The organism is Auritidibacter sp. NML120636 (genome assembly GCF_003185945.1).
Lineage (GTDB): Bacteria > Actinomycetota > Actinomycetes > Actinomycetales > Micrococcaceae > Auritidibacter > Auritidibacter ignavus.
This window is the reverse complement of the sequence record NZ_QHLO01000003.1, coordinates 253725-273786: the sequence shown is the minus strand read 5'-3', so window position 1 is coordinate 273786 and position 20062 is coordinate 253725. Positions and strand designations below refer to the sequence as shown.

Here is a 20062-nt window from a genome sequence, read left to right as displayed (position 1 = left end):
CACCTTTGAATATTGCAACAGCGAGGTCGCCGTCGTGGAAAATGCGCCAACAACACGGGCAGAAGCCCGTCGTCAACAACGGGTAGCAGCGACGAACCGTTGGACGCGGCCGGTAGCGGTGGTGGCCGCAACCCTCGCCTCAGCGGTGGCGATCAGCTACAGCGTAATCGCCGATCCCCCGGCCACCTCGGCCAAAGCCGACGGCGATGCTCAACGCACCGTCTCAACGATCGATACGGCTCTGCCACTGGCCTCCACCCACGTTTCGGTCGAGATGGGGGCCACTCTGGCCTCCATGCGACTGGGGCTATCTCCACTGGGCGGACCGGCCTACGATGAAGCCACCCTCAGCGCTGCCGGCATCAATATCCAGCAGGCCGGAGCCGGTGGCATCAAATCCTTACCCGGCGATATCAAACTCTCTCATCCGGTGGCCTCCACCCGCATCTCCTCACCGTTCGGCATGCGGAAGAACCCCACCGGCCCCGGCTTCCAATTCCACATCGGCCAGGACTACCCGGTGCCGTCTGGCACCCCGGTACGGGCCTCGGCGGACGGTACGGTGCGCTTCGCCGGCTGGCACCCCACCGGCGGGATGCGCGTGGAAATCGACCACGGTCACGGTGTGGCCACCGCCTACTCGCACAACTCCCAGCTGGCCGTGCGCGTCGGCGATCGGGTCTCCCGCGGTGAACTGATCGCAGCCGCCGGGTCCACCGGAAACTCGACCGGCCCCCACGTGCACTTCGAAGTCATCGTCAACGGTCGCTGGGTCGATCCGGCCGACTACCTGCCGGCCGTGCCAAACCAGCCACGGGCGATGACCGAAGAAGAACTGCGCCGACTCTACGAGGTGGACGAACCCACTGAGTCCGCCTCCCCGTCGGAGGAACCCAGCGAGTCCGCCTCCCCATCGGAATCCGCTTCACCGTCACCGAGCGCCGCACCGAGTTCGACCCCCCGGGAGTCTCGCTCTTCTGCGCCGTCTCGGTCTTCGGCACCCTCGCGCGGATCCTCGCGTTCACAGGCACCGTCTCGGACGCAGGCCCCCTCGCGCTCGCAATCGCCGAGCCGACCACAGAGCACCCCGAGTCGTTCGTCCTCGGCCCCGTCTCCCCGGCCCTCCCGGTCGACCCCGACATCCCGGCCCACCACCCCGCCCGCCGAGCGCCCCACGCCCACGCAACCGACGGAAACGAAGGCTGCCGCAGCGACCTCGGTCCCCGGCACATCGAACGACTAAAAGACCACGGGGCGATCCTCCCGGTTGCGTTTGAACTCACACCACTTTGCAACGACGGGATCTCTACGCTCTGGGCGCTGGAATCTAGGACAGCTGGCTCACCGCTGGTCCGGCTGTGCCCAGATGAGGCTGATCTTCCTCGGCTCCGAACGAGCTCTGGTGGTAGCAACCGCCGCACTCGGCTGGTGGATACCGCTGATCGTCACGGTCCTGGTAGGCCCACCCAAATGATCGCTCACCCCACCACCACCGGACAGGGTGAGCCTTGTGAGTCTTCGTCCTAGACTAAACACCATGCCCCGTTCCGTCCCCCGCCCCGCTGACCGGCCACGCTCCGCTCCCGGTTGGTTGTGGGTGTTGGTCGTTGCGGCGGTGCTCACCCAGACCGGGGTGCAACTGTTGCGTCCGGTGACCAGCTATCAGCTGCTCTCTTTCGGATACGGTGAAACCGAGATCGGGGCCACCACCGCCGTCTACGCCATCTTGCCCCTCGTGCTCGCCATGCCACTGGGCCGAGCCACCAGCGTTATCGGCGATATCCGTTGGATCATGATCTGTGGCACGGTGCTGCTGGGCGCCGGCGGGGCCGTGCTGGGATCAGCCACCGAGTTGATCGGGGTCTTCGCCGGCTCAGTATTGCTGGGGGTGGGCCACCTGATGTTCACCCTCGCCGGCCAATCAGTGGTCTCGCGCCGATCCTCGGCCACCGTCATGGATTTAGGGTTCGGACTGTTTACCGCCGCTTTCTCGGCCGGGCAAATGCTCGGGCCGTTCCTGTCGGGGCTCATCCTGGGATCTCGGGCTGAAGCCTCCGAGATCACCACCGCTCTGTGGGTCGGCTCCCTGCTATGCTTCGGGGCCGTTCCCCTACTGTTCGGCCTACGTGGTTCCTCGTCCGACCAGGACTCCGTAGCCAGACCCCGCAACGAGGGCGACCAGCGCACCCAAACTGGGAGCCTGCCGATCTCAGGCACCAAACCCACGGCGCTACGGATTCTTCGGGTCCCAGGCATCGCCTCGAACATGTTCGCTGCCCTGGCCATGCTGGCGATGATCGACATTCTCGTGGCGTTTATGCCACTGGTCGGCGAAAGCCTCGGCGTCTCGCCGCTGGTTATCGGGGCGCTGTTGTCAGCTCGGGGGCTAGCCTCGGTGATCTCCCGAGTGTTCCTGCCCATCGTCACCCGTCACGTCTACCGCAATACGGTGCTGATTGGCGCGGTGGGGATCTCCGGGATCGCCGTAGCCTTAGTGCCGGTGGTGCTGAACGATACTGCGGTAGGCATTGTAGCCGCGGGCGTGCTGATCAGTATCGGCGGGGTCTTCTTGGGCTTGGGCCAACCGTTGACCATGACCCAGATCTCCCAGGCGGTACCACTCAACTGGCGCTCGCCGGCCCTGGCCCTGCGGCTGGTGGGTAACCGTGTTGGACAAGTCCTCATCCCGCTGGTGGCCGGGCTGGTGGCGACTCCCTGGGGTCCGGCCGGTGGGATCTGGTGCGCCAGTGCGCTCTTGCTGGTCTCCGCTACCGAACGACTGGGATTGAGGCGATGGGGACCAGATCCCGATGAATGCGACCGCAATAACTAACGAGTGTGCTCCAGGCTGTTACGTAGCCTGGGTTTCATTGCCGGGACCGTGGTCGCGGTGGCGGGAGGCTATCACGAAGTAGACCACCGTTGAGGCCACGACCAGTAGCCCCAGGGTCAGTACGATCCAGACCCAGGTCTGTGAGTTCTGACGGGTCAGCGGGACTGTTTCTTCGCTCTGCTCAGCCTGTTCGTTCAATTGCTTTTGTTCACGTTCTTCGACGGAGTTCTCAATCTCGTCCCAGGACATCGCCGGCGCTGTCGAGCGTTGCTCAGAGGGCTCGACATAGGCGCCCTGTGGCGGGCGTCGTAAGGCTGCGCCCTGATCCGATCCGAGGCCAAAGGCATCGTGGATGACTCCGGTGGGTCCGGAGGCGACATAACCCCTCCCCTCCGGGACGTCCTCGGGGCTCGGAGTCTGCTTGATGTCGGGCTCACCGCCACCCGTGTCGCGGGCCCCACCCGAGCCGTCTGGTTGCTCGGCGCCGGGCTGAGGGGGCCCGCCCGGTTGCTGGGGTTGACCTGGTTGGTGCGGTTCTCCAGGTTGTGGTGGTTGTTCCGGTTGCGCGGGTTCTTCCGGTTGGTCGGGTTGGCCCGGTCTCGGGGTGTTAGGAGCATCAGGTTGCTGTCCTCCAGAATCACTCGGCCTGGTTCCTGGTCCGGGACTGGAAGTGGGGGAAGGGTCCTGGCTGGGGGAGGGAGGCGACGTAGCACTTGGCGACTGACTGTCGGACGGATCGAAGGGGCCCACGGTGACCGAACACGTGGTGATAACCTCGTCGTCGCGGGTGACCTGCAGATTGAGCTCTTCCTGGCGGAGGTCACCGCGTTTGGGCCAGTAGACCACACGGGGTTCAGTGATCCGTACCGTCCCGGTGATAGTGGGTGGAGCTTGGCTGATCTCGTCTCCCTTAGCCAGTCCGGTGAAGGTAATCGTGACCGGGGCCTTAGTGGTCGAGGTCGACTGACACGTGATCTTGTCGTCGGGATCAGCTGAGGATGATTCGGTGGGGTCGCGACTGCTCTGCTCGCTCGTGGGAGAGGACGGCTCATTGGGTGAGGACTGCTCTGTCGGTGAGGCAGAGTCATCGACCAGCTCGGTGGTCGGCGAGCGTGTCCCGGGCTGCAGATGGGGCTCGCCACTGGGGGTGCTGGGTTGCTGTGTGGCACCGGGTGTCTCGGCGGGCGCAGAGGTGGCTGGAAGCGTCGTGAGCGTGAGGGGAGCAACGAGGGAGGCGAGGCAGAGTGGCGTGAGCGCAACGAGACGCCACGACGATTTCACCGTGCGCATTCTCACTCCTTGGGGGCTCTCGAATCGGTGTGACCCGGTAGGTCTGCTGGCTAAGTTCTTATGGCATTCCGGATAGTGCGCGGACTTGTCGTGCTTGAAGCCCTCGGTCGGAGGGTTCAAGATCAAATTCTACGCGTTGACCTTCAAGAAGTTTCTTGAATCCTTCATGGTCAATAAATTTATAGTGTACGAACACGTCATCGTTTTGGTCGGAGGTAATAAAACCATAGCCCTTTTCGGCGTTGAACCAACGAACAGTGCCTTGAGGCATGGCCGAGTACTCACTCCCTGCTGCGTGCCGCAGCGTTGTCTCCAGACGTCACGGATCTGCACGACGTCAATTCAGGGACTATTCTAGCCAGAATGTGAGCCAGTATTGGTGTGATTAGCGGGAGCTATAGCCACGTAACTTATCTAGTTGGCGACGTTCTTTCTTGGTCGGCCGCCCGGTTCCGCGTTCGCGATAGGGTACGGCAAGTAAGTGTCGCGGTATGGGTTCTGGAGAGTGGTCAACATAGTGCTGGACGGCCACCGGGGCCCCAACGCGTCGGGAGAGCAAACCGGTGACTTCGAGAATGCGTTCGCGACCGGGTTGACGGAAGCTCACGGTATCGCCGACGTGGACTTTTTGGGAGGGTTTGACGGATTCACCGTCAATTTTCACGTGCCCGCCTTTGCATGCTGCGGTGGCTGCCGAACGAGTTTTATACATCCGCACCGACCAGAGCCAGACGTCGATGCGCACCGCTGAGGGATGACCAGTGGCAGTGGAGTTACTCATTGCCTTCGGCAGTCTTCAGATCTCGGAAAGCTCGGCGGTGTCGCACCAGCGGTGAGGTTTGCTCGGTGCTGGAGGCCAGACCGTGGACTTCGAGAAGGACAATGTGGTGGTCGCCAGCTGGCAATTCGGCGTAGACGGAGGTGTCCAACCACTGGGCGGCTCCCTGAAGGAAAATAGAACCGCGTTCGGAATAGCGCAAGTCCAATCCGGCAAACCGGTCCTTACTGCGTGAAGCCAGCTGGGCGCAGATGTGAGATTGGCGTGACCCCATGATGGAGACACCGATGTGATCGGCTTCCCGCATCCGGGGCCAGGTGCGGGAGTGGTTCTGAATGGCAAAAGACACCAGAGGCGGTTCCACGGAGACACCGACGGTGAAGGAGGTGGCCACCAAACCTTCTTTAACCCCTTGAGCGTATCCGGCTAACGCCACGACGCCGGTGGGGTACTGTTCCAGGGCGTGACGCAAATTGTGAGGTGAGATGTCCTGAGTGAGGTCGGCACGTAACTCCGAAAATACGTCAAAGCTGGTCGCGGTCATCACAAACTCTCTGTGTTTTGTGTGCGCCCCGAATTCCCCGAAGATGAGCTAAACTCGGACGCGGTACTTGCCACTGTGGGGTATCCACAGGACCGAATCGTCACCTGGAGCACCCCACTACTCGCGAAGAGGGTTGCCGTTCCATCAGCCAGGGCTGTCAACGATGGAAACTCGTGATTCACGTTGTCTCAATGATCTTTAGCTTAGGCATTGAAGCCTGTGGGGTCAATTCGATAGGTCACGTGATGTCATGCGTGGTCGGGGTTCGGTTCCTGGCACTCCAGCGGGTGCGTCACCCGCTGGATAAACAGGCAAGCGTCGTCCAGCACTTCATCAGCCACGGGATATTTGCTCCCGGAGGTGAAGATCCCGTGGGGGACCCCGTGTAGGTGCGGAATTGCACATCGACCCCAGCCTGGACCAGAGAGTGAGCGTAGGTGACGCCATCGGCGACGAGAGGGTCCAAGTCAGTCGAAACGATAACTGCCGGGCAACAGTGGGGCCCAATCTCTGCGTGCAGGGGGCTCAGCCGTGGATGAGATGTGATGTCGGGGTCGCTGATGTAGTGGGAGACAAACCAGTCCATTGTGTCATCGACCAGGGGGAGGCCTTCGGTGAAGATGCCACGGGGTCAAAAGGTAGTGCTCCAGCCTCTCGGACCCACTCACAGACGGTCACCACATCGTTGAACGCGGCCGGGAATTTGTGCTCTGGTGCCCGACGGTAATCCACCGCGATGACAGGGTAACCGGTCCGGACCGCCAGTTGCCGGCGCAAGCCGTCGTGGGTGTCGAGGCTACCCATGACCCAGCCCCCGCCGTGGGCGAAGAGCGCTACCGGACTCGCTGCCGAGGCATCGGTGCGGGGTTCGTAGTATCGGGCCGTGATGCCGTTGACCTGGAATTCGTCGACCGATGCAACGGGAACTTGGTCAAAACCGACGGCCGCACAGTTTTTTTCGTAGGTCTCACGAAGTTCAGGAATAGCGAGCAAGTGAAAGGGTTGAGCTCGGCCTTCCCGGAACGGGCCCAGCACCTTGCGAGCCTCGGATGAAACCTAGCGTGCTTTGTAGCGGTCGTGGTGAGCCATAGCTATACCACCGTGTAGTCCTGGAAGTGCGGAGTCTTGAGGGCAACCCGGTAGTCTTCGACGGTGCTACTCCAATTGTTCGTGACGCGCCCTTCGGAGTTCTTGAACCAGGAGGAACAATCAGCGGAATAGGACGAAGCCTCGAGCTCTTTCTGGATCTTTTCGTTCACGCGAGCTAGCGCATCGGCATCAACCTCGACAGCATGCATCGAACCGGAGGAGATCCGTTTAATGAAATCAGCGATGTAGTCGTGCTGAATTTCCAGCATCGACACCACCGAGTTGTGGTTCAGATTTGTGTTCGGTCCGTAGACGAGGAAGAGGTTCGGGTAGCCATCAACTGTGATGCCATAATAAGCTTCCGGGCTGATGCCCCACCGCTGAGCGAGATCGACGCCATCAGTTCCGATGATGTCAATATCATCGATGAACTTCTGACGCTGGAAACCGGTGGCAAAGATGATGACATCGAGCTCGTGCAGCTCTCCGTCCGCAGTGATGATTCCTTGCGGGGTCACCTCTCGAATCTCTTCGGTCACCAGGTCCACGTTATCTCGACGTAGCGTCGGGTAGAACGCGTCGCTGCGGAGCGTGCGCTTACACCCGTAGGGGAAATCCGGAGTCAACTTCTCGAGTAGCTCAGGGTCGGTGATTTCGCGTTCGAGGAATCCCAGCGCCTGCCGTTTGCCTTCTTCGGAAGCAGCGGTTCCCTCCAGGGTCCGGTAGAAACCGGTTTCGCGATCGTTATAGATAAACTCCCGGACGTCGCGAAAGACCTCCGGATCCGTGTGCATTGCTTCACGTGTTTGGGTGTCAAAGAGCTGTTCTTCTCGCGGAAGAATGTAATTGGCCGAGCGCTGGAAGACATCAAGGTGGGCAACCTCGGGTGCAATCTCTGGCACGTACTGGATAGCCGTGGCCGCGGCACCAATTGAAGCGACCCGTTTTCCCGCGAGATCGATGTCGTGGCGCCAACGCGAGGCATGAAACTGCTCGCCCTCGAAGGTATCGAGGCCAGGAAAGTTTGGCGTATACGGGGTCCCCAGTTGGCCACATGCCGAGATCACTGCTCGAGTCTGTAGAGACTCGCCGTTTCTCAGCGAGACGGTCCAGGTGCGCGTTGCGGAATCCCAGCGCGCCTGAGTGACGTCAGCGTGCGTACGCAGGTGTGGCAGGATGCCAAACTTCCCCGTGAAATTCTTGAGATAGGCGTGTAGCTCGTGCCCGGGAGCATACATCGAAGACGCTTCGAGGTGGAGGTCGTAGCTGAAGCAGTAAATAACAGATTGGGTATCGCAGGCGACTCCCGGGTAGGTGTTATCCCTCCATACGCCCCCGACGTCATCGGCCCGTTCCAGAATGACGAAATTGTCGATCCCGTGATGCTTCAACGTCGCTGCCTGTCCGAGTCCCCCGAAACCGGCTCCAATAATGACTGCGTCATACATGTGATGTCCCTCTTCTCCTCGTCTCGTTAGCTGTGCAGTGATGCGTGCGTTGGCGTTGACTCATCGTTGCTCCCCCCGCTAGGGAGAGTCCAGCATGGGGAAGAGCCGTCGAGGCCCAGAGATTCCCTGGCATCGTCTGTCAGTACCGTGCTGGGGAGGAATAACGTTGCTGGTCGGCCCGCCGACAGCGGGTGGCCGATCAGAAAGGCTAGGAACAAGACAGCGGGCACACGCAGAGACGCTGACCGGCTCGATCCAGATGAGCTGGTCAGCAGGGCGCGGGGTTTTTCCGGTTATGCGGGGCCGAAGGGACAGGCAAGGGGAATGTGTCGTGGGGTGATGGGGGCCACTGACAGCTAGAACAGCACCACGGCTCGTCCTGCTCATTGCTGCCTCGTTGTCTATGATCGTCCCCTGTCACACAGTGTGTTTGGCCTTGATCGGCGCACCACGAGCTTATCCAGATCAGGTCAAACTTGCAATTTTATGGACAACCGATAGTCAGTCAATGGTGAGATGTGCACAGTCCGCTGACTTCGCCATGGTCGCTGACGCTGTGTGAGCGTGTCGGGGGCACGGCAAGGCGGACAGCGAGTGAACCGGGACGCGACTCACTTCACCTCAGGTATCGGATGTCCACACATGGTAGAACTCCACCTGAGGGACATCCTGGTTGGTGAGGTGGAGTAGAGCGAAGCCCTCGCCGCCTGGTTCTCCTGTCCGGTGAAGATGTACGCTCCCCGGGTAAGCAATTAAGGGGTGGGTTTCCACGACCATGGGGCGGTGTACGTGCCCCAACACCCAGCAGTCGTAACACGACGCCTCCAACGTCTCCAACGTTGTGGGCGCGCAGTCCCGGTGACTCCAGTACCCGGTCAATGAGGTATGGAGGAGCCCCAAATTCCACATCCCTTTTACAGGGCGCGGATATCCGCTGGCGAGATCTTGAGTCTCATTCCGCCGGCGGACTGATTGGCCGTGGATCGCTATCCCGAACTGTTCCCAGACTAGGGTCCCTGGCCCCGACCGTCCGAGCTCGCCCTGCCCGATCCATTGGGCCGAGCCTGGAAGTCGCAACCGGGCCGGTAGCGGGGACTCGGCATCGTGATTGCCTCCGATGAGTGCTGCCGGTAGATGGGCGTCGGCGAATGAAGCGAAGAGATCCTCAGCGGTTTGCAGAGCCTGTGGACTGGGGTTGTGACGGTCAAAGATATCGCCGGCACATAACACCGCATCCGCCCCAGAATTTAGCACCGCGACCTTCATGTTGGTGATGGCCTGATAAGCATCGGCCTGGGCTTGCTCGGCAGGGAGATCCACCCCCTTGACCGGTGCCCCGATGTGCAAGTCTGAGATCAGTGCGAGTGTGGTCATATTTGTCAGTGATTAGTAGCTACCTGTGAGTAGTTTTTATTGGTTTGTCAGTCTCGTTTCTCGAAGTACCGGCGACGCATGGTGTCCACCAGAACGAGAACACCGGCGGAGCCCAAGACGCCGATGACCGTCATAGCCATGGCTTCGGCCCGGAAGCCTTGATCAAATTGACTCATTATCCACGGGGACAGCAATTCGTAGGAGGCTGGGCGCAGTAGCGATGAAATGACGACTTCGCGGAAGGCCAGTAGTAACCCTAACAACCACCCGGCAATAATGCCGGGCATCAGTAACGGCAAAGTAATCCGGAAAAACGTTTGTACTCCGGTCGCCCCGGAGGTTATTGCAGCTTCCAGGTAACGTTCGTCGATCGTGCTTCGGGAGGTTTTAATGTTTTGGACTATCATCGGCAGAAGCACCAGCGTGTAACCCAGCACGAGCATTGCGGGTGAGTTGTATGGGGTGGCCGGTAGCCACGGGGCGTTCCATAAGAAGATAAGACCGATGGCAAGCACGATGGTCGGCACGGTATCAGGCCCGACTGCCAGCAAGTCGATGCTACGTCCGAGGGGATGGTGTTTTAAACGAGTCGAAGCTAGCGTGGTCGCTATCCCGACCATGGTAGCCAGAGTCGTGGCAATCAGGGCTAGTAGGGTGCTGTTCGTCAAAGCCTGTTGGCCACCGGCGGACTGCAGCACCAAGCCGAAGTAGTCGAAGGTGAGGTTATCCAGGGTGATCGGTTGTGACCGCAAGAGCGTCATGGCACCCAGAAAGATCCCGACGTAGGGGATCACCACCGACACGACAGCGACGAGACCAAACCAGAACCAACCAGCTGTTGCTGTTCTGCGGTTGAGCGTCACAGTGGTTCGGCGTTGGGCTCTTCCCCCAAACGGGTGTTCTTTCCGAGAGACCCACTGTTGGATGACCCAGACGGTACACCCCAAGGCCAGCAACACGCTGGACAGTGCTGCAGCGGTGGGAAAATCGAGCGGATTAATCGTCACAGAGCGGTAGATCTCAGATACCAGCACAGGGAAACCGATTTGGTTTCCTAGAGTCACCGGGGTACCGAATTCACCGGCGGCCCGGATGAATACGATCAGTGCCCCAAGCGAGTAGGTGGGGGTACACAGGGGCAAGAGGATAAGGCGGAACCGTTGTCCGGCGGACGCGCCAGCGACTGCAGCGGCCTCATCGGAGCTGGCCGGGACAGAATCAAGATAGTTGCGCAGGATCAGATATAGGAAAGTGAAGACCTCGCTGGCCATGATCAAAGCCATCCCGAAGGGGCTCATGATTATAAACCGAAGAAGATCACCTCCAGTCGCGCCGAAGAACTGATCGCCGAGTCCGTTGTAGCGGGTAAGGTCAATCCACGCCATGGCGGAGACATAAGGCGGGGTCATAAAGGGCAACATGACCACGACGTCGATCCACCGGTGAGAGCGCATCCGGGTCCAGGACATCAGGAACGCTAGTGGCGCGGCCATGGCGGTCGCAATGGCGACTACCATGACACCTAGCACGATGGTGTTGCCGAGGGTGCGGAGGTGGTGGGGATTGGTGAGCTCCGGTAACGCGGATGGTTGATCACCATAGCCGGTTAGCGCGCGGATGAGCACCATGACTAGGGGTGCGGCCACACCAATGATCAGCAAGATCAGCAGTGGTGTGGCCACATTCCTAGCGTGGCGTTCAGGTGCAGATAAGGCCATTAAAGGATTCGTCTTAGCTCAAGTAGCGGGAGACGAACTCGTCGAGCAACTCTTCACCTTCGTCTTCAAGAGCGTCGAGATCGTAGTCCAGCAGGTCGACATCGTCGTAGTCCACGTGCTCCGCTGGTACCTCGGGCTGTGCGGGGATCATATTGTGCTCAGCGGAGATGGTCTGGCCCTCGTGGGAGAGGAAGAAATCGACCAGTGCTTCGGCATTTTCACGGTTCGGAGCTTCCTCCAAAATGAAGAAGGGGCGCGGGGAGACCATGGTCCCCGAATCGGCGAACACGACTTCGAGCGACTCGCCTTCTTCAATGGCCGAGTAGGCGGAGTAATCGACTCCGCCAAGCACCACCGCGTAGGAACCAGCAGTGACCGCATCAAGCGCCGGACCATTCGCCCCTTGAACATCCATTCCGTTCTCGAAAAGTTCGTCGAATAGCTCCCATGTCTCGTCCTTGCCCCATGTAGAGACCATGGCTGCAATGAGGTCGCGAGCGGTGCCGGATTCGCGGGGATCGGGCATCAACACGAGGTTCTCGAACTCTTGGCCGGTGAGATCTTCCCAGTCGCCAGGCATCGAGGGGGCAGCGTTGGTATTAACAGTTAGTGCCAGGGCAGAACCGTCACGGCCGTAGAAGCCGTCGCCCCTCCAGTCCTCGTGGATGCTGTCGGCGAATTCAGGGGTGTAGTCTGCCACGTGACCATCTTTGGCGTAGGCGGCTGCCGGGCCCCAGGAAGCGATGTAGACCACATCGGCTTGAGGGTTGTCCCACTCGGCATCCAAACGAGCCGTGATCGATCCCGTGGTATCGCCATAGATCTCGACATCAACGCCGGTGGCTTTTGTGAACTCATCGGCCAGCTCTTCGTTCAACCCCTGAGGGTTCGCAGCGTAGAGGGTAACTGAACCGTCTAGATCTTCAGGTGCTTCCCAGCCAATGTCGCTGTCAGTTGTATCGGACGTCGTAGTACCGTTGTTGTTCGTTCCGTTGTCTGCTCCGTCGCCGTTAGTGTCCTCGACTGACCCACAACCAGCTAGGCCCAGGGTGGCAATCAGGCTCACGGCTCCAAGCAGGTGAAGGTGGTTGGTGGGGTGATGAGTGCTGACTCGCACGGGTGCTCCTCTCGGTTGATGTTCGGATAGTGCGTGAGGCTAGGTAAGGTGCAAGAGATGGGCAGAGTCGACACGGAGACCAATGGGTGTGCCCGGCTCGTAGGGATCGGTGGAGTCAACCTGCCAGGGGTCGCTACCGTGGACCTCGCAACGAATGAGGTAGCCACCACCGGTGTACAGACAGGACACCGTTGTAGCCTCCAGATCTAGTCCTGCAGAGTCGTGCACCGGTTCCGTGACCGGATCATGGTCAAGGGGCCCGGTGACAGTGACGTTCTCTGGGCGGACGCCCACAACGTGGCCTTCGATCTGGGACTCGTACTGTGGCAAGCGGTTGAACCTGCCCACGAATCCGGCTACGAATTCGTTGGCTGGTTTTTGGTAGAGGGCCTCTGGGGTATCGAACTGTTGCAGGGAGCCTGCACGCATGACCACGATGCGCTGGCTCATGGACATCGCTTCTTGCTGGTCGTGGGTGACATAAAGGGTGGTGAGGTTCAGCCGAGAGGCGAGTTCTACCAGTTCCATCCCGAGTTGGGCGCGTAATGTCGCGTCCAGAGCGGAGAAAGGCTCGTCCAGTAGGAGCAACTCGGGTGCTGAAATAACAGCGCGTGCGATCGCCACGCGCTGTTGCTGGCCTCCGGATAGCTGGTGGGGCATTTTACGAGCGAACTCTTCCATGCCGACTCGTTCTAGTGCTTCGTTGACACGGGGCGCGATCGTCTTCTTAGGTGCCGCGGAGACCCTGAGCGGGAAAGCAACGTTGTCTGTGACGGACAGGTGTGGCCACAGAGCGAGGTCCTGGAACACCATTCCAATCCGACGTCGATTAGTCGGGATTGGTTTCTGGCCCGGAGCCGAGACGGTGCGTTGACCGAATGTGATCGCGCCGTCATCGGGAATTTCGAGTCCGGCTAGGCAACGCAGAAGTGTGGATTTGCCACAACCCGAAGGTCCGAGAATGCTGACGAATTCTCCGGGGCGAAAGTGTAGGTCGACGGGGTGGAGACCCGTACCATCGCTGAAAAGTCGAGACACCCCGGAGAGAATTACCTCCGTCCCACCCCCCGGTGGGGTCGGGACTTTGGCGTGGGCTGTCTCAATCACGCCGTACAAATTTAGGGGCTCTGGGTTATTCGCCAGACAACGCTAGGTAAACGCCATATGACTAACCCCAAGCCGAAGCTGTTGTTTTTCTCACCCGCCTGAGGCGCTACAGCGGATCACAGGTACGGCGAGCTCCCTGCTACCGGGTCCTGTGCATTGACGGTGCGAAGGGGCGCGACTAGACGCCTTCGCTGGCGGCCTGTTCGGAAGGGTCGGTCCATCTGCCCTTCTTGACCCCACGGTTGTAGATCATGCCCGCGGTGATGGAGACGATGAACAGGATCGCCATTGGGACCAAAATCCAATAGGGGTTGCCGGTCGCGAAGATGACCGGGATGGACAGTGCGGTGACCAGACCGCCACCGAAGAAGGGTTCGAAGAAGAGCTGCTTATAGCCGAAGGCCTCCATGGCCGGAGACTTGTCCTCGGGGTCGGCCACCCGCAACAGCACCAGACCGGTGGCGGTGACACCCATAGACTGACCGAAGTCCGCGATACCGCGTTCGAGCCAAAAGGAGGGGATAATCCGCGGGGTGAAGAACAGCAACATGAACGTGCCGAACAATACGCCGGCCAGAGAAAGAATTAAGAAGGTCTGCCAGTAATCCGCGATGACCTCGAGCGAGATGGTGGCCAGAGCGGCCACGATCAAGATGTCCAGGGCGAGACCCTGAATGCGTTTCATGGTTTCTTGATCCACCAGGTAACTCTTACCGGTGCGATCGAGCACGAACTGGATGATGACGCCACCGATCATCGCCAGAGGGAACAGGGGGACATAGCCCAGCAGAGTGAGACCTTCGCCGTCAGCTCCGGGCCAGACAGAGTCGGGCTGGCCCCACAGCTGGTCTTCGACCCACACGAGGCCTTCCAGCAATACCCAGCCGATAATGATGGCCAAACCCACGATCGCTACGTGGAGGGTGAGCGGCTCGATGGAACTGGGGCGAGAGGTCATCACGCCGGTACGGACGTGTTCGGTATCGCTGTAGAGACCGCGCAGCTCGGAGGCAGACTGCTCAGAGACCTGCTTAATCACCCGGGTTCGACCGGTGCGCACACCCCAGTTGACCACGGCAATACCGATGATGATGCCTGTCACCAGACCCACGGTCGCCATGGCTAAGGCAAGGTCGGTTGCTTCGGGGATGCCCATATCTTCGAAGGCCGGTTGCATACCGGCCGCCGTGCCGTGACCACCTTCAAAGGAGACCTCGATGAGGGCACCGAAAATGGGGTCGACACCGAATAATGGGGCCAACACGAGTACCCCCAGCAGGATGCCGACGACGTATTGTCCAGAACCGTAGGCCAGACCAATTGACAGTTGAGGCCCGACTAATTTGGCAGCACGTTTGGGGGAGGGGATGGTCTCGCCTAGGAAAAGGGTTGCGAAAACAACGGAGATCAGCAGTCCGGGTAGTTCGCCCCACACCTCAAAGGCTCCGTCGGTAAACAGGCCACCATTTTCCAACCAAGACCAGTTCAGGGCCTCGCCCAGGCGTCCCAGGACTTCGGGACCGATCAACAGGCCGAGGAAGCCGGCGATAATGGCGCTGGGGAGGAAAAGTCGCTGAAAGAGGCCGACCTTCACGCGAAGGTATTTACCCAAGAGCAACAAGGCTGCCAGGAGCACGATGGCAAAGCCCACGGATTCTGCAGTCATGAGGCGATCGTAACATTCAGACCGCGATAAAGTCACTGGTCAGCTCGGGCTCAGCGCCTGAGATTCTGGGCCGGCAGAGGCCGGTGTCTGGGGTTAGTTGTGGTGAGCGCCTGGGGTGAGCTGGCGCGCTAAGACAGCTTCGGCGTGAGCGCGAAGGCCTTCCGATTCTGCCAGGGCCACAATCCCGGGGGTGACTGCAGACAGTCCGGATGCTGAGTACCGGATGCGTTGCTGTAAGCGCATGAAGCTCAGTGTGTTCAGCCCTGAGGAGTGTCGGGCCGTGCCGGAGGTCGGCAACACGTGATTCGATCCGGCCGAATAGTCTCCCAACGGGACCGGGGAGTACCCGCCGATAAACACTGCTCCGGCAGAGGTAATCTGCTCGGCGACCGCCTCAGGGTCGGCAGTATGAATCTCCAGGTGCTCGGTGGCATAAGCGTTGGCCACGGTGATGGCAGCCGGCAGGTCCTCGACGACTAAGATTCCCGACTGCGGGCCGGTTAGCGCCTCCCGGATTTGGTCTTCCAACGGCAAACCGGGGACCTGCTGATTGATCTGATCATTGACCTCCTGGGCCAGTGACTCAGCATGGGTGATCAGCACTGAGGCAGCCATCGGGTCATGTTCGGACTGGCTGATCAGATCGGCGGCAACCCAGGCGGGGTTTGCCGTCTCATCGGCAATGACGGCAATCTCGGAGGGACCGGCCTCGGCATCAATGCCCACGGTTCCCATCACGGCGCGCTTGGCAGCGGCGACGTACACGTTTCCGGGCCCCGTGATCAGATCCACCGGCGGGCACACCCACCCAGACTCGGCCGGACCGGTTTCTGCGGTATTGTCCTCCGCACGCTCAGCCTCTCGGACGCCGTAGGCAAACATGGCAATGGCTTGAGCACCACCGGCAGCGTAGACCTCATCGACGCCCAACAGGGCACAGGCGGCCAAGGTCACCGGATGTGGCTGGCCGTTGAACTCTCGTTGCGGGGGCGTGGCCACCGCCAGAGACTCGACTCCGGCCGCTTGGGCCGGGACCACGTTCATCACCACCGAGGAGGGATAAACAGCCCGCCCGCCGGGCACGTACAGACCCACGCGCTGGATGGGGACCCAGTGGTTCTCCACGCGAGCGCCATCGGCCAGTTGCACCACGGTGTCTTCGACACGCTGGGACTGGTGGACCATACGAGCCCGCCGAATGGATTCTTCCAGTGCTACCCGCACCGAGGGGTCCAAGTCGATCAGTGCCTGGGCAAGCACGCTGGCGGGAACCCGTAGCTGGTCGGGGCGCACCCCGTCGAAACGCTCGCCAGCCGCTAAGACCGCAGCGACCCCACGTTGGCGCACATCGGCCAGAATCGGGGTAATTTTCTCCACGGCGGCGGTGACATCGACCTCTGCCCGGGGCAAATCACGATCCGGAGCAAAGGGACGGCCTCGCAGGTCAGTGATGTTGAGCATACTGGCTAGTCTACGTCGTTCTCGAGTGACGAAACCCCTTGGTCTTTTCAGCCTGAGTTCAGACCCGCATGGCACAGTGGAGATTATGCTTTCTGGACTCACCCTCTTAGCATCCTCGACCCCTGAATCAGCAGAGCCGAGCCCCTCCACCTCCGATGGCTTTGCCGAGGTAGAAGACGCGCTACCCCAAAATGTTCAAGATTCGGCCTCCTCCAACGTGGAATCGCTGGGGCCTGTCCTGGGCGTGGTGCTTAATCTGGCTGTCGGCGCCCTGGTGGGCCTGGTCGTCGCTGGCATCATTGTGGTGGTTACCTCCATGGCCTTCCGTCGGCGCAAGACCTTCCACGCTCAGTTGCGTCGCCTGTATACCCCGATGGTTCTCGCCCTGGTCTTTTTGGGTGCCCGCATTGCGTTGGGACTCTCTGGCCGAGATTTGGCCTGGTATTCGGGTTTGGCCTTCATCCTTTTGGTGTGTGTGGTAGCCAGCTTCGCCTGGTTGGGGTTGCGCGTGGTGAACTTCATTGAGTCGCGCATCGCCGATAAATATCACGTGGCCGGAACTGGTTCTTTGCGTGAACGTCGTATCCAAACCCAGATGCAACTCATCCGGCGCATCGTGGTTGCGGTCATCGTGGTAATTGCGGTGTCGGCCATTCTGCTGGCGATTCCCCAGGTGCGGGCGTTGGGCGCAGGTCTTCTTGCCTCGGCCGGCTTGATTTCGGTGGTTGCTGGCCTGGCAGTCCAGTCCACCTTGACCAACGTGTTCGCCGGCATCCAGCTGGCCTTCACCGATGCGATCCGTGTCGGTGACGTGGTGGCGATGGACGACTACGAAGGCACTGTGGAAGATATCACCCTGTCCTATGTGGTGCTCAAGATTTGGGACGGTCGGCGGATTCTGTTCCCTTCCAGCCACTTCACCACCACCCCGTATGAAAACTTCACCCGTGTGGGCACCGCACTGTCGGGTGTGGTGGAATTCGACGTGGACTGGCAGGTGCCTATGGACAACCTGCGTGAACGGTTGCGCGCCCTGCTTGCCTCCACCGACCTGTGGGACGGCCGTGACGCCTCGATGCAGGTTACCGACGCGGCATCGGGCATGTTGCATATTCGGGCCGTGGTTTCAGCCCGCAACTACGGTGAACTGTGGGATCTGCGGTGCCTGGTGCGCGAAGACCTCGCCACCTTCATTCGCACCGAGCACCCCGAGGTGATCTACCGGATGCGCATCATGGAACCCAGCGGTCCGCTGAATCAGACGGAATCGTCCTCCCACGTGGCACCGGGTAAGAACGATCGTGCAGACTCGTCTCAGACCAAGCCCAACACGGAGTCCGAGACGACTCAGCAGGCAACACAAGACCAGCACCAACAACAGTCCCGCTGGGAGAACTGGTACGACACCAATGAACCTCCCGCGGTGATCTCGCAGTTACCGGTGATCCGTCCGGGTGAGACCCTGGACGAGGCCGTCCGCGGGGCAGATCAGTCGGCACAGTCCGCATCCTCGGGCACATCGAAGCCACAGAACTCCGATAGCGATGATGCTGAGTCCACCCCAGAGACTCAGGATTCCGGTTCGGTGCCGTTGACCCGGTCCTCGGATGCCTCCTCGGTCTTTACCTCCTCGATTGCTGGGCTGGAACGTGGTCGGGATATGGCCGGACCTGGTGAAGACGCCTACGCAGAGCGGGCGCGAAGGACTGCGGAATCCACCGGGGCGATCCCGGAGATCGATCCGAACACCGGCGAGCCGGTCGATATCGATAACCTCACCACCGAAGAGCTCGAAGAACTCAAACAGTACCAGGCCCGCAAACGCGCCGAAGAAGCCGAAGAATCTGATGGAGGGGCCGATGACGGTTCCCAGAGTTAAGGCCCAGCCGCGACGGGAATCTCCGCTGGGTGGGGCCAAACCCACTCGCCAGGATTTGAACGCGGTGGATACCACCGATCCAGAGATCACCGATGATGTGTTGCCGGTCGATCCCGAAGAACGGTTGCGGCTGTTGATCTGTGGCATCAACCCGGGGTTGTGGACCGCGGCGGTCAACGCTCCGTTCGCCCGCCCGGGAAACCGGTTCTGGCCCTCTCTGTACCGTGCCGGGATGCTCCAGGAACCGGTCGATGTCAGTGCCGGAATGAGTGCAGAGCTGGCCGATGAGCTGGTCTCGTCGGGAATCGGGATGACGAATCTGGTGCAACGTGCCACTGTCCGGGCTGACCAGCTGAGCACCGCAGAACTCCGGGAAGGTGGCCAACGGTTGATCCGGCGAGTGGGGCAGTTGCGCCCCGTGGCTGTGGCGATTGCCGGGATCACAGCATTTCGTACCGCATATCACGCACCTCAGGCCCAGCTGGGGCGGTTGAGTGCGACAGACCGGGCCACCTATGAGTTGCTAGCGCAGTGGCCTGATGAGGTGCAATTATGGGTGGTGCCACAACCGTCGGGGCTCAATGCCCACGAGAACGTTGACACCTTGGCCGATAAGTGGCGGACGGTGCTGGCCGGGCTGGAGACTGACCGGCCACAGCACGCGGACTAAGCCAGGCTGGAAACCCCCGCGCGGAACCCGGCCTCGGCCTGGTCGTTATAGGCCACCAACACCACCTGTTTCACCGTGGGTGCCCCATCCTCGCGGGCAGCGAGCTCGTCCAAAGTCTCAGCGCAACTTCGGGCGGCGATCCGGGTGGCATCATCCATCGGCCAACCGTAGACACCGGCTGAGATCGCCGGGAAAGCCACCGAAGTGGCTCCGAGCTCATCGGCAAGCACTAAAGACTTCCGATAACAGGATCTCAGGGTTTCGGTGCGGTCCTGTTTGACGGAGTACACCGGCCCGACCGTGTGGATCACCCAGCGAGCGGGCATATGCCCGGCCGTGGTGGCCACGGCCTCGCCAGCGGGAAGTCCCTCGGGTAGCTTGTCCGACCGTAGGGCACGACAGGCCTCCAGAATGGCGGGACCGCCGGCGCGGTGGATCGCTCCGTCGACGCCACCACCACCGAGCAGGGAGGAATTGGCGGCATTGACCACCGCGTCGACCTCGAGGATGGTGATATCACCGGTGATGACCTCGATGGGGTACCCGTGTGCAGAACTCGGCGATGGGGGTGTGAGCATCTAGGATTCCACCTGTTTCGGGTCGGCATCCCCGGTGATCTCCGGGGTGGCATCCGGTGAGGTGAGGTCCTGGTCCTGGGTGGCCTTGACCGCCAGCACCGGCTCGTGCATTTCTTGCAGAATCTGATCGCCCACCGAGCCCATCATCAACCGGCCGAATCCGGACCGGTGGCGGATGCCGATGACGATCATCGAGGGGCGAATCTCGGCCGCGACGGTTTTGAACTCGTCCATGGTGGTGTTTCCACGCGCATACTCGCGGAACTCGGTGGTGGCTGAGGACGCTGCCAAGATGGAGTTCAGCTCCCGCCGGGTCTCTTCGGTCATCGACGACGAAGTGCGGTGCTCGCCCCCAGGGCCAGCATTGAGGACCACGACGTTTTCTCCGGAACGTTCGGCGATCTGCAGGGCAGTGCGCAAGGCGGCCCGCGACTCAGCGGAGGGCTTATACCCGACAAGAATGGTCATGGTCGTTGTCGTCCTTTCGCCGGCGAAATCCCACCGGTAACA

The 20062-nt window shown here is 60.7% G+C and carries 19 protein-coding genes and 1 riboswitch; of the genes, 4 read left to right on the top strand and 15 right to left on the bottom strand.

All coding sequences use genetic code 11. From position 1 onward, the window contains the following. The first annotated feature begins 121 nt into the window (after positions 1 to 121). Together DCC25_RS04565 and DCC25_RS04560 are read left to right on the top strand one after the other, a co-directional pair. A complete protein-coding gene (locus tag DCC25_RS04565; RefSeq protein ID WP_146206410.1) occupies positions 122 to 1243 on the top strand; it encodes a M23 family metallopeptidase in 1122 nt (373 codons plus the stop codon). A gap of 294 nt (positions 1244 to 1537) precedes the next feature. Further along, a complete protein-coding gene (locus tag DCC25_RS04560; protein WP_110100747.1) occupies positions 1538 to 2833 on the top strand; it encodes an MFS transporter in 1296 nt (431 codons plus the stop codon). A gap of 18 nt (positions 2834 to 2851) precedes the next feature. Here the strand turns inward: DCC25_RS04560 and DCC25_RS04555 are convergent, their stop codons facing one another. The 13 genes from DCC25_RS04555 to hisD form a co-directional block, all read right to left on the bottom strand. Continuing rightward, positions 2852 to 4123, bottom strand: a complete 1272-nt coding sequence (locus DCC25_RS04555; RefSeq protein WP_110100746.1) for a hypothetical protein — start codon at positions 4121 to 4123, stop codon at positions 2852 to 2854. 58 nt (positions 4124 to 4181) lie between these two features. Beyond that, positions 4182 to 4394 (bottom strand): cold-shock protein, encoded by a 213-nt coding sequence (locus tag DCC25_RS04550; protein WP_110100745.1) that lies wholly within the window; start codon positions 4392 to 4394, stop codon positions 4182 to 4184. A 114-nt stretch (positions 4395 to 4508) separates the two neighbouring features. Then, positions 4509 to 4904: an RNA-binding S4 domain-containing protein gene (locus DCC25_RS04545; RefSeq protein ID WP_110098093.1), complete on the bottom strand. Its 396-nt coding sequence runs from the start codon at positions 4902 to 4904 to the stop codon at positions 4509 to 4511. Next, positions 4897 to 5445 (bottom strand): flavin reductase family protein, encoded by a 549-nt coding sequence (locus tag DCC25_RS04540; protein ID WP_110098092.1) that lies wholly within the window; start codon positions 5443 to 5445, stop codon positions 4897 to 4899. Before DCC25_RS04540 ends, DCC25_RS04545 begins: the two co-directional genes overlap by 8 nt. A 58-nt stretch (positions 5446 to 5503) precedes the next feature. Continuing rightward, a riboswitch (SAM riboswitch) is annotated at positions 5504 to 5624 on the bottom strand. A 113-nt stretch (positions 5625 to 5737) separates the two neighbouring features. After that, positions 5738 to 6031, bottom strand: a complete 294-nt coding sequence (locus DCC25_RS11860; RefSeq protein ID WP_110100744.1) for an alpha/beta hydrolase fold domain-containing protein — start codon at positions 6029 to 6031, stop codon at positions 5738 to 5740. Then, positions 5971 to 6438, bottom strand: coding sequence for an alpha/beta hydrolase (locus tag DCC25_RS11730; RefSeq protein WP_146206244.1), 468 nt, complete (start codon positions 6436 to 6438; stop codon positions 5971 to 5973). The genes DCC25_RS11860 and DCC25_RS11730 overlap by 61 nt, the downstream gene beginning before the upstream one ends. A 98-nt stretch (positions 6439 to 6536) precedes the next feature. After that, a complete protein-coding gene (locus DCC25_RS04525) occupies positions 6537 to 7982 on the bottom strand; it encodes an NAD(P)/FAD-dependent oxidoreductase (RefSeq protein WP_110100743.1) in 1446 nt (481 codons plus the stop codon). Positions 7983 to 8603: 621 nt separating this feature from the next. Continuing rightward, on the bottom strand, positions 8604 to 9356 hold the full coding sequence (locus DCC25_RS04520) for a DNA repair exonuclease (RefSeq protein ID WP_110100742.1): 753 nt from the start codon (positions 9354 to 9356) through the stop codon (positions 8604 to 8606). 47 nt (positions 9357 to 9403) lie between these two features. Continuing rightward, positions 9404 to 11074 carry an iron ABC transporter permease gene (locus tag DCC25_RS04515; protein WP_110100741.1) on the bottom strand — a complete coding sequence of 557 codons (1671 nt, stop codon included), beginning with the start codon at positions 11072 to 11074 and terminating at the stop codon, positions 9404 to 9406. Positions 11075 to 11087: 13 nt separating this feature from the next. After that, complete coding sequence (locus DCC25_RS04510; RefSeq protein WP_199445865.1) at positions 11088 to 12191, bottom strand: extracellular solute-binding protein; 1104 nt, start codon at positions 12189 to 12191, stop codon at positions 11088 to 11090. A 39-nt stretch (positions 12192 to 12230) separates the two neighbouring features. After that, positions 12231 to 13298: an ABC transporter ATP-binding protein gene (locus DCC25_RS04505; RefSeq protein WP_199445864.1), complete on the bottom strand. Its 1068-nt coding sequence runs from the start codon at positions 13296 to 13298 to the stop codon at positions 12231 to 12233. A 178-nt stretch (positions 13299 to 13476) separates the two neighbouring features. Further along, positions 13477 to 14964 carry a sodium/glutamate symporter gene (locus DCC25_RS04500; RefSeq protein WP_110098086.1) on the bottom strand — a complete coding sequence of 496 codons (1488 nt, stop codon included), beginning with the start codon at positions 14962 to 14964 and terminating at the stop codon, positions 13477 to 13479. A 93-nt stretch (positions 14965 to 15057) separates the two neighbouring features. Continuing rightward, positions 15058 to 16425 (bottom strand): histidinol dehydrogenase, encoded by a 1368-nt coding sequence (gene hisD / locus DCC25_RS04495; RefSeq protein WP_110100740.1) that lies wholly within the window; start codon positions 16423 to 16425, stop codon positions 15058 to 15060. Between the two features lie 85 nt (positions 16426 to 16510). On the opposite strand from hisD, the gene DCC25_RS04490 reads away from it, so the two are divergent. Together DCC25_RS04490 and DCC25_RS04485 are read left to right on the top strand one after the other, a co-directional pair. Further along, on the top strand, positions 16511 to 18304 hold the full coding sequence (locus DCC25_RS04490) for a mechanosensitive ion channel domain-containing protein (RefSeq protein WP_158524721.1): 1794 nt from the start codon (positions 16511 to 16513) through the stop codon (positions 18302 to 18304). Continuing rightward, positions 18285 to 18974: a mismatch-specific DNA-glycosylase gene (locus tag DCC25_RS04485; protein WP_110100779.1), complete on the top strand. Its 690-nt coding sequence runs from the start codon at positions 18285 to 18287 to the stop codon at positions 18972 to 18974. The genes DCC25_RS04490 and DCC25_RS04485 overlap by 20 nt, the downstream gene beginning before the upstream one ends. Here DCC25_RS04485 and DCC25_RS04480 read toward each other — a convergent pair. Both DCC25_RS04480 and DCC25_RS04475 read right to left on the bottom strand, forming a co-directional pair. Then, positions 18971 to 19552 carry an O-acetyl-ADP-ribose deacetylase gene (locus DCC25_RS04480; protein WP_110100738.1) on the bottom strand — a complete coding sequence of 194 codons (582 nt, stop codon included), beginning with the start codon at positions 19550 to 19552 and terminating at the stop codon, positions 18971 to 18973. The genes DCC25_RS04485 and DCC25_RS04480 overlap by 4 nt on opposite strands. Then, complete coding sequence (locus DCC25_RS04475) at positions 19553 to 20020, bottom strand: universal stress protein (protein WP_110100737.1); 468 nt, start codon at positions 20018 to 20020, stop codon at positions 19553 to 19555. Positions 20021 to 20062: the final 42 nt, after the last annotated feature.

Coding starts and splice junctions, on each gene's coding strand:
- DCC25_RS04560 (WP_110100747.1), top strand. CDS start 1,538: ATGCCCCGTTCCGTCCCCCGCCCCGCTGACCGGCCACGCTCCGCTCCC.
- DCC25_RS04555 (WP_110100746.1), bottom strand. CDS start 4,123: ATGCGCACGGTGAAATCGTCGTGGCGTCTCGTTGCGCTCACGCCACTC.
- DCC25_RS04550 (WP_110100745.1), bottom strand. CDS start 4,394: ATGCCTCAAGGCACTGTTCGTTGGTTCAACGCCGAAAAGGGCTATGGT.
- DCC25_RS04545 (WP_110098093.1), bottom strand. CDS start 4,904: ATGAGTAACTCCACTGCCACTGGTCATCCCTCAGCGGTGCGCATCGAC.
- DCC25_RS04540 (WP_110098092.1), bottom strand. CDS start 5,445: ATGACCGCGACCAGCTTTGACGTATTTTCGGAGTTACGTGCCGACCTC.
- DCC25_RS11860 (WP_110100744.1), bottom strand. CDS start 6,031: ATGGACTGGTTTGTCTCCCACTACATCAGCGACCCCGACATCACATCT.
- DCC25_RS04525 (WP_110100743.1), bottom strand. CDS start 7,982: ATGTATGACGCAGTCATTATTGGAGCCGGTTTCGGGGGACTCGGACAG.
- DCC25_RS04520 (WP_110100742.1), bottom strand. CDS start 9,356: ATGACCACACTCGCACTGATCTCAGACTTGCACATCGGGGCACCGGTC.
- DCC25_RS04515 (WP_110100741.1), bottom strand. CDS start 11,074: ATGGCCTTATCTGCACCTGAACGCCACGCTAGGAATGTGGCCACACCA.
- DCC25_RS04500 (WP_110098086.1), bottom strand. CDS start 14,964: ATGACTGCAGAATCCGTGGGCTTTGCCATCGTGCTCCTGGCAGCCTTG.
- hisD (WP_110100740.1), bottom strand. CDS start 16,425: ATGCTCAACATCACTGACCTGCGAGGCCGTCCCTTTGCTCCGGATCGT.
- DCC25_RS04490 (WP_158524721.1), top strand. CDS start 16,511: ATGCTTTCTGGACTCACCCTCTTAGCATCCTCGACCCCTGAATCAGCA.
- DCC25_RS04485 (WP_110100779.1), top strand. CDS start 18,285: ATGACGGTTCCCAGAGTTAAGGCCCAGCCGCGACGGGAATCTCCGCTG.
- DCC25_RS04480 (WP_110100738.1), bottom strand. CDS start 19,552: ATGCTCACACCCCCATCGCCGAGTTCTGCACACGGGTACCCCATCGAG.
- DCC25_RS04475 (WP_110100737.1), bottom strand. CDS start 20,020: ATGACCATTCTTGTCGGGTATAAGCCCTCCGCTGAGTCGCGGGCCGCC.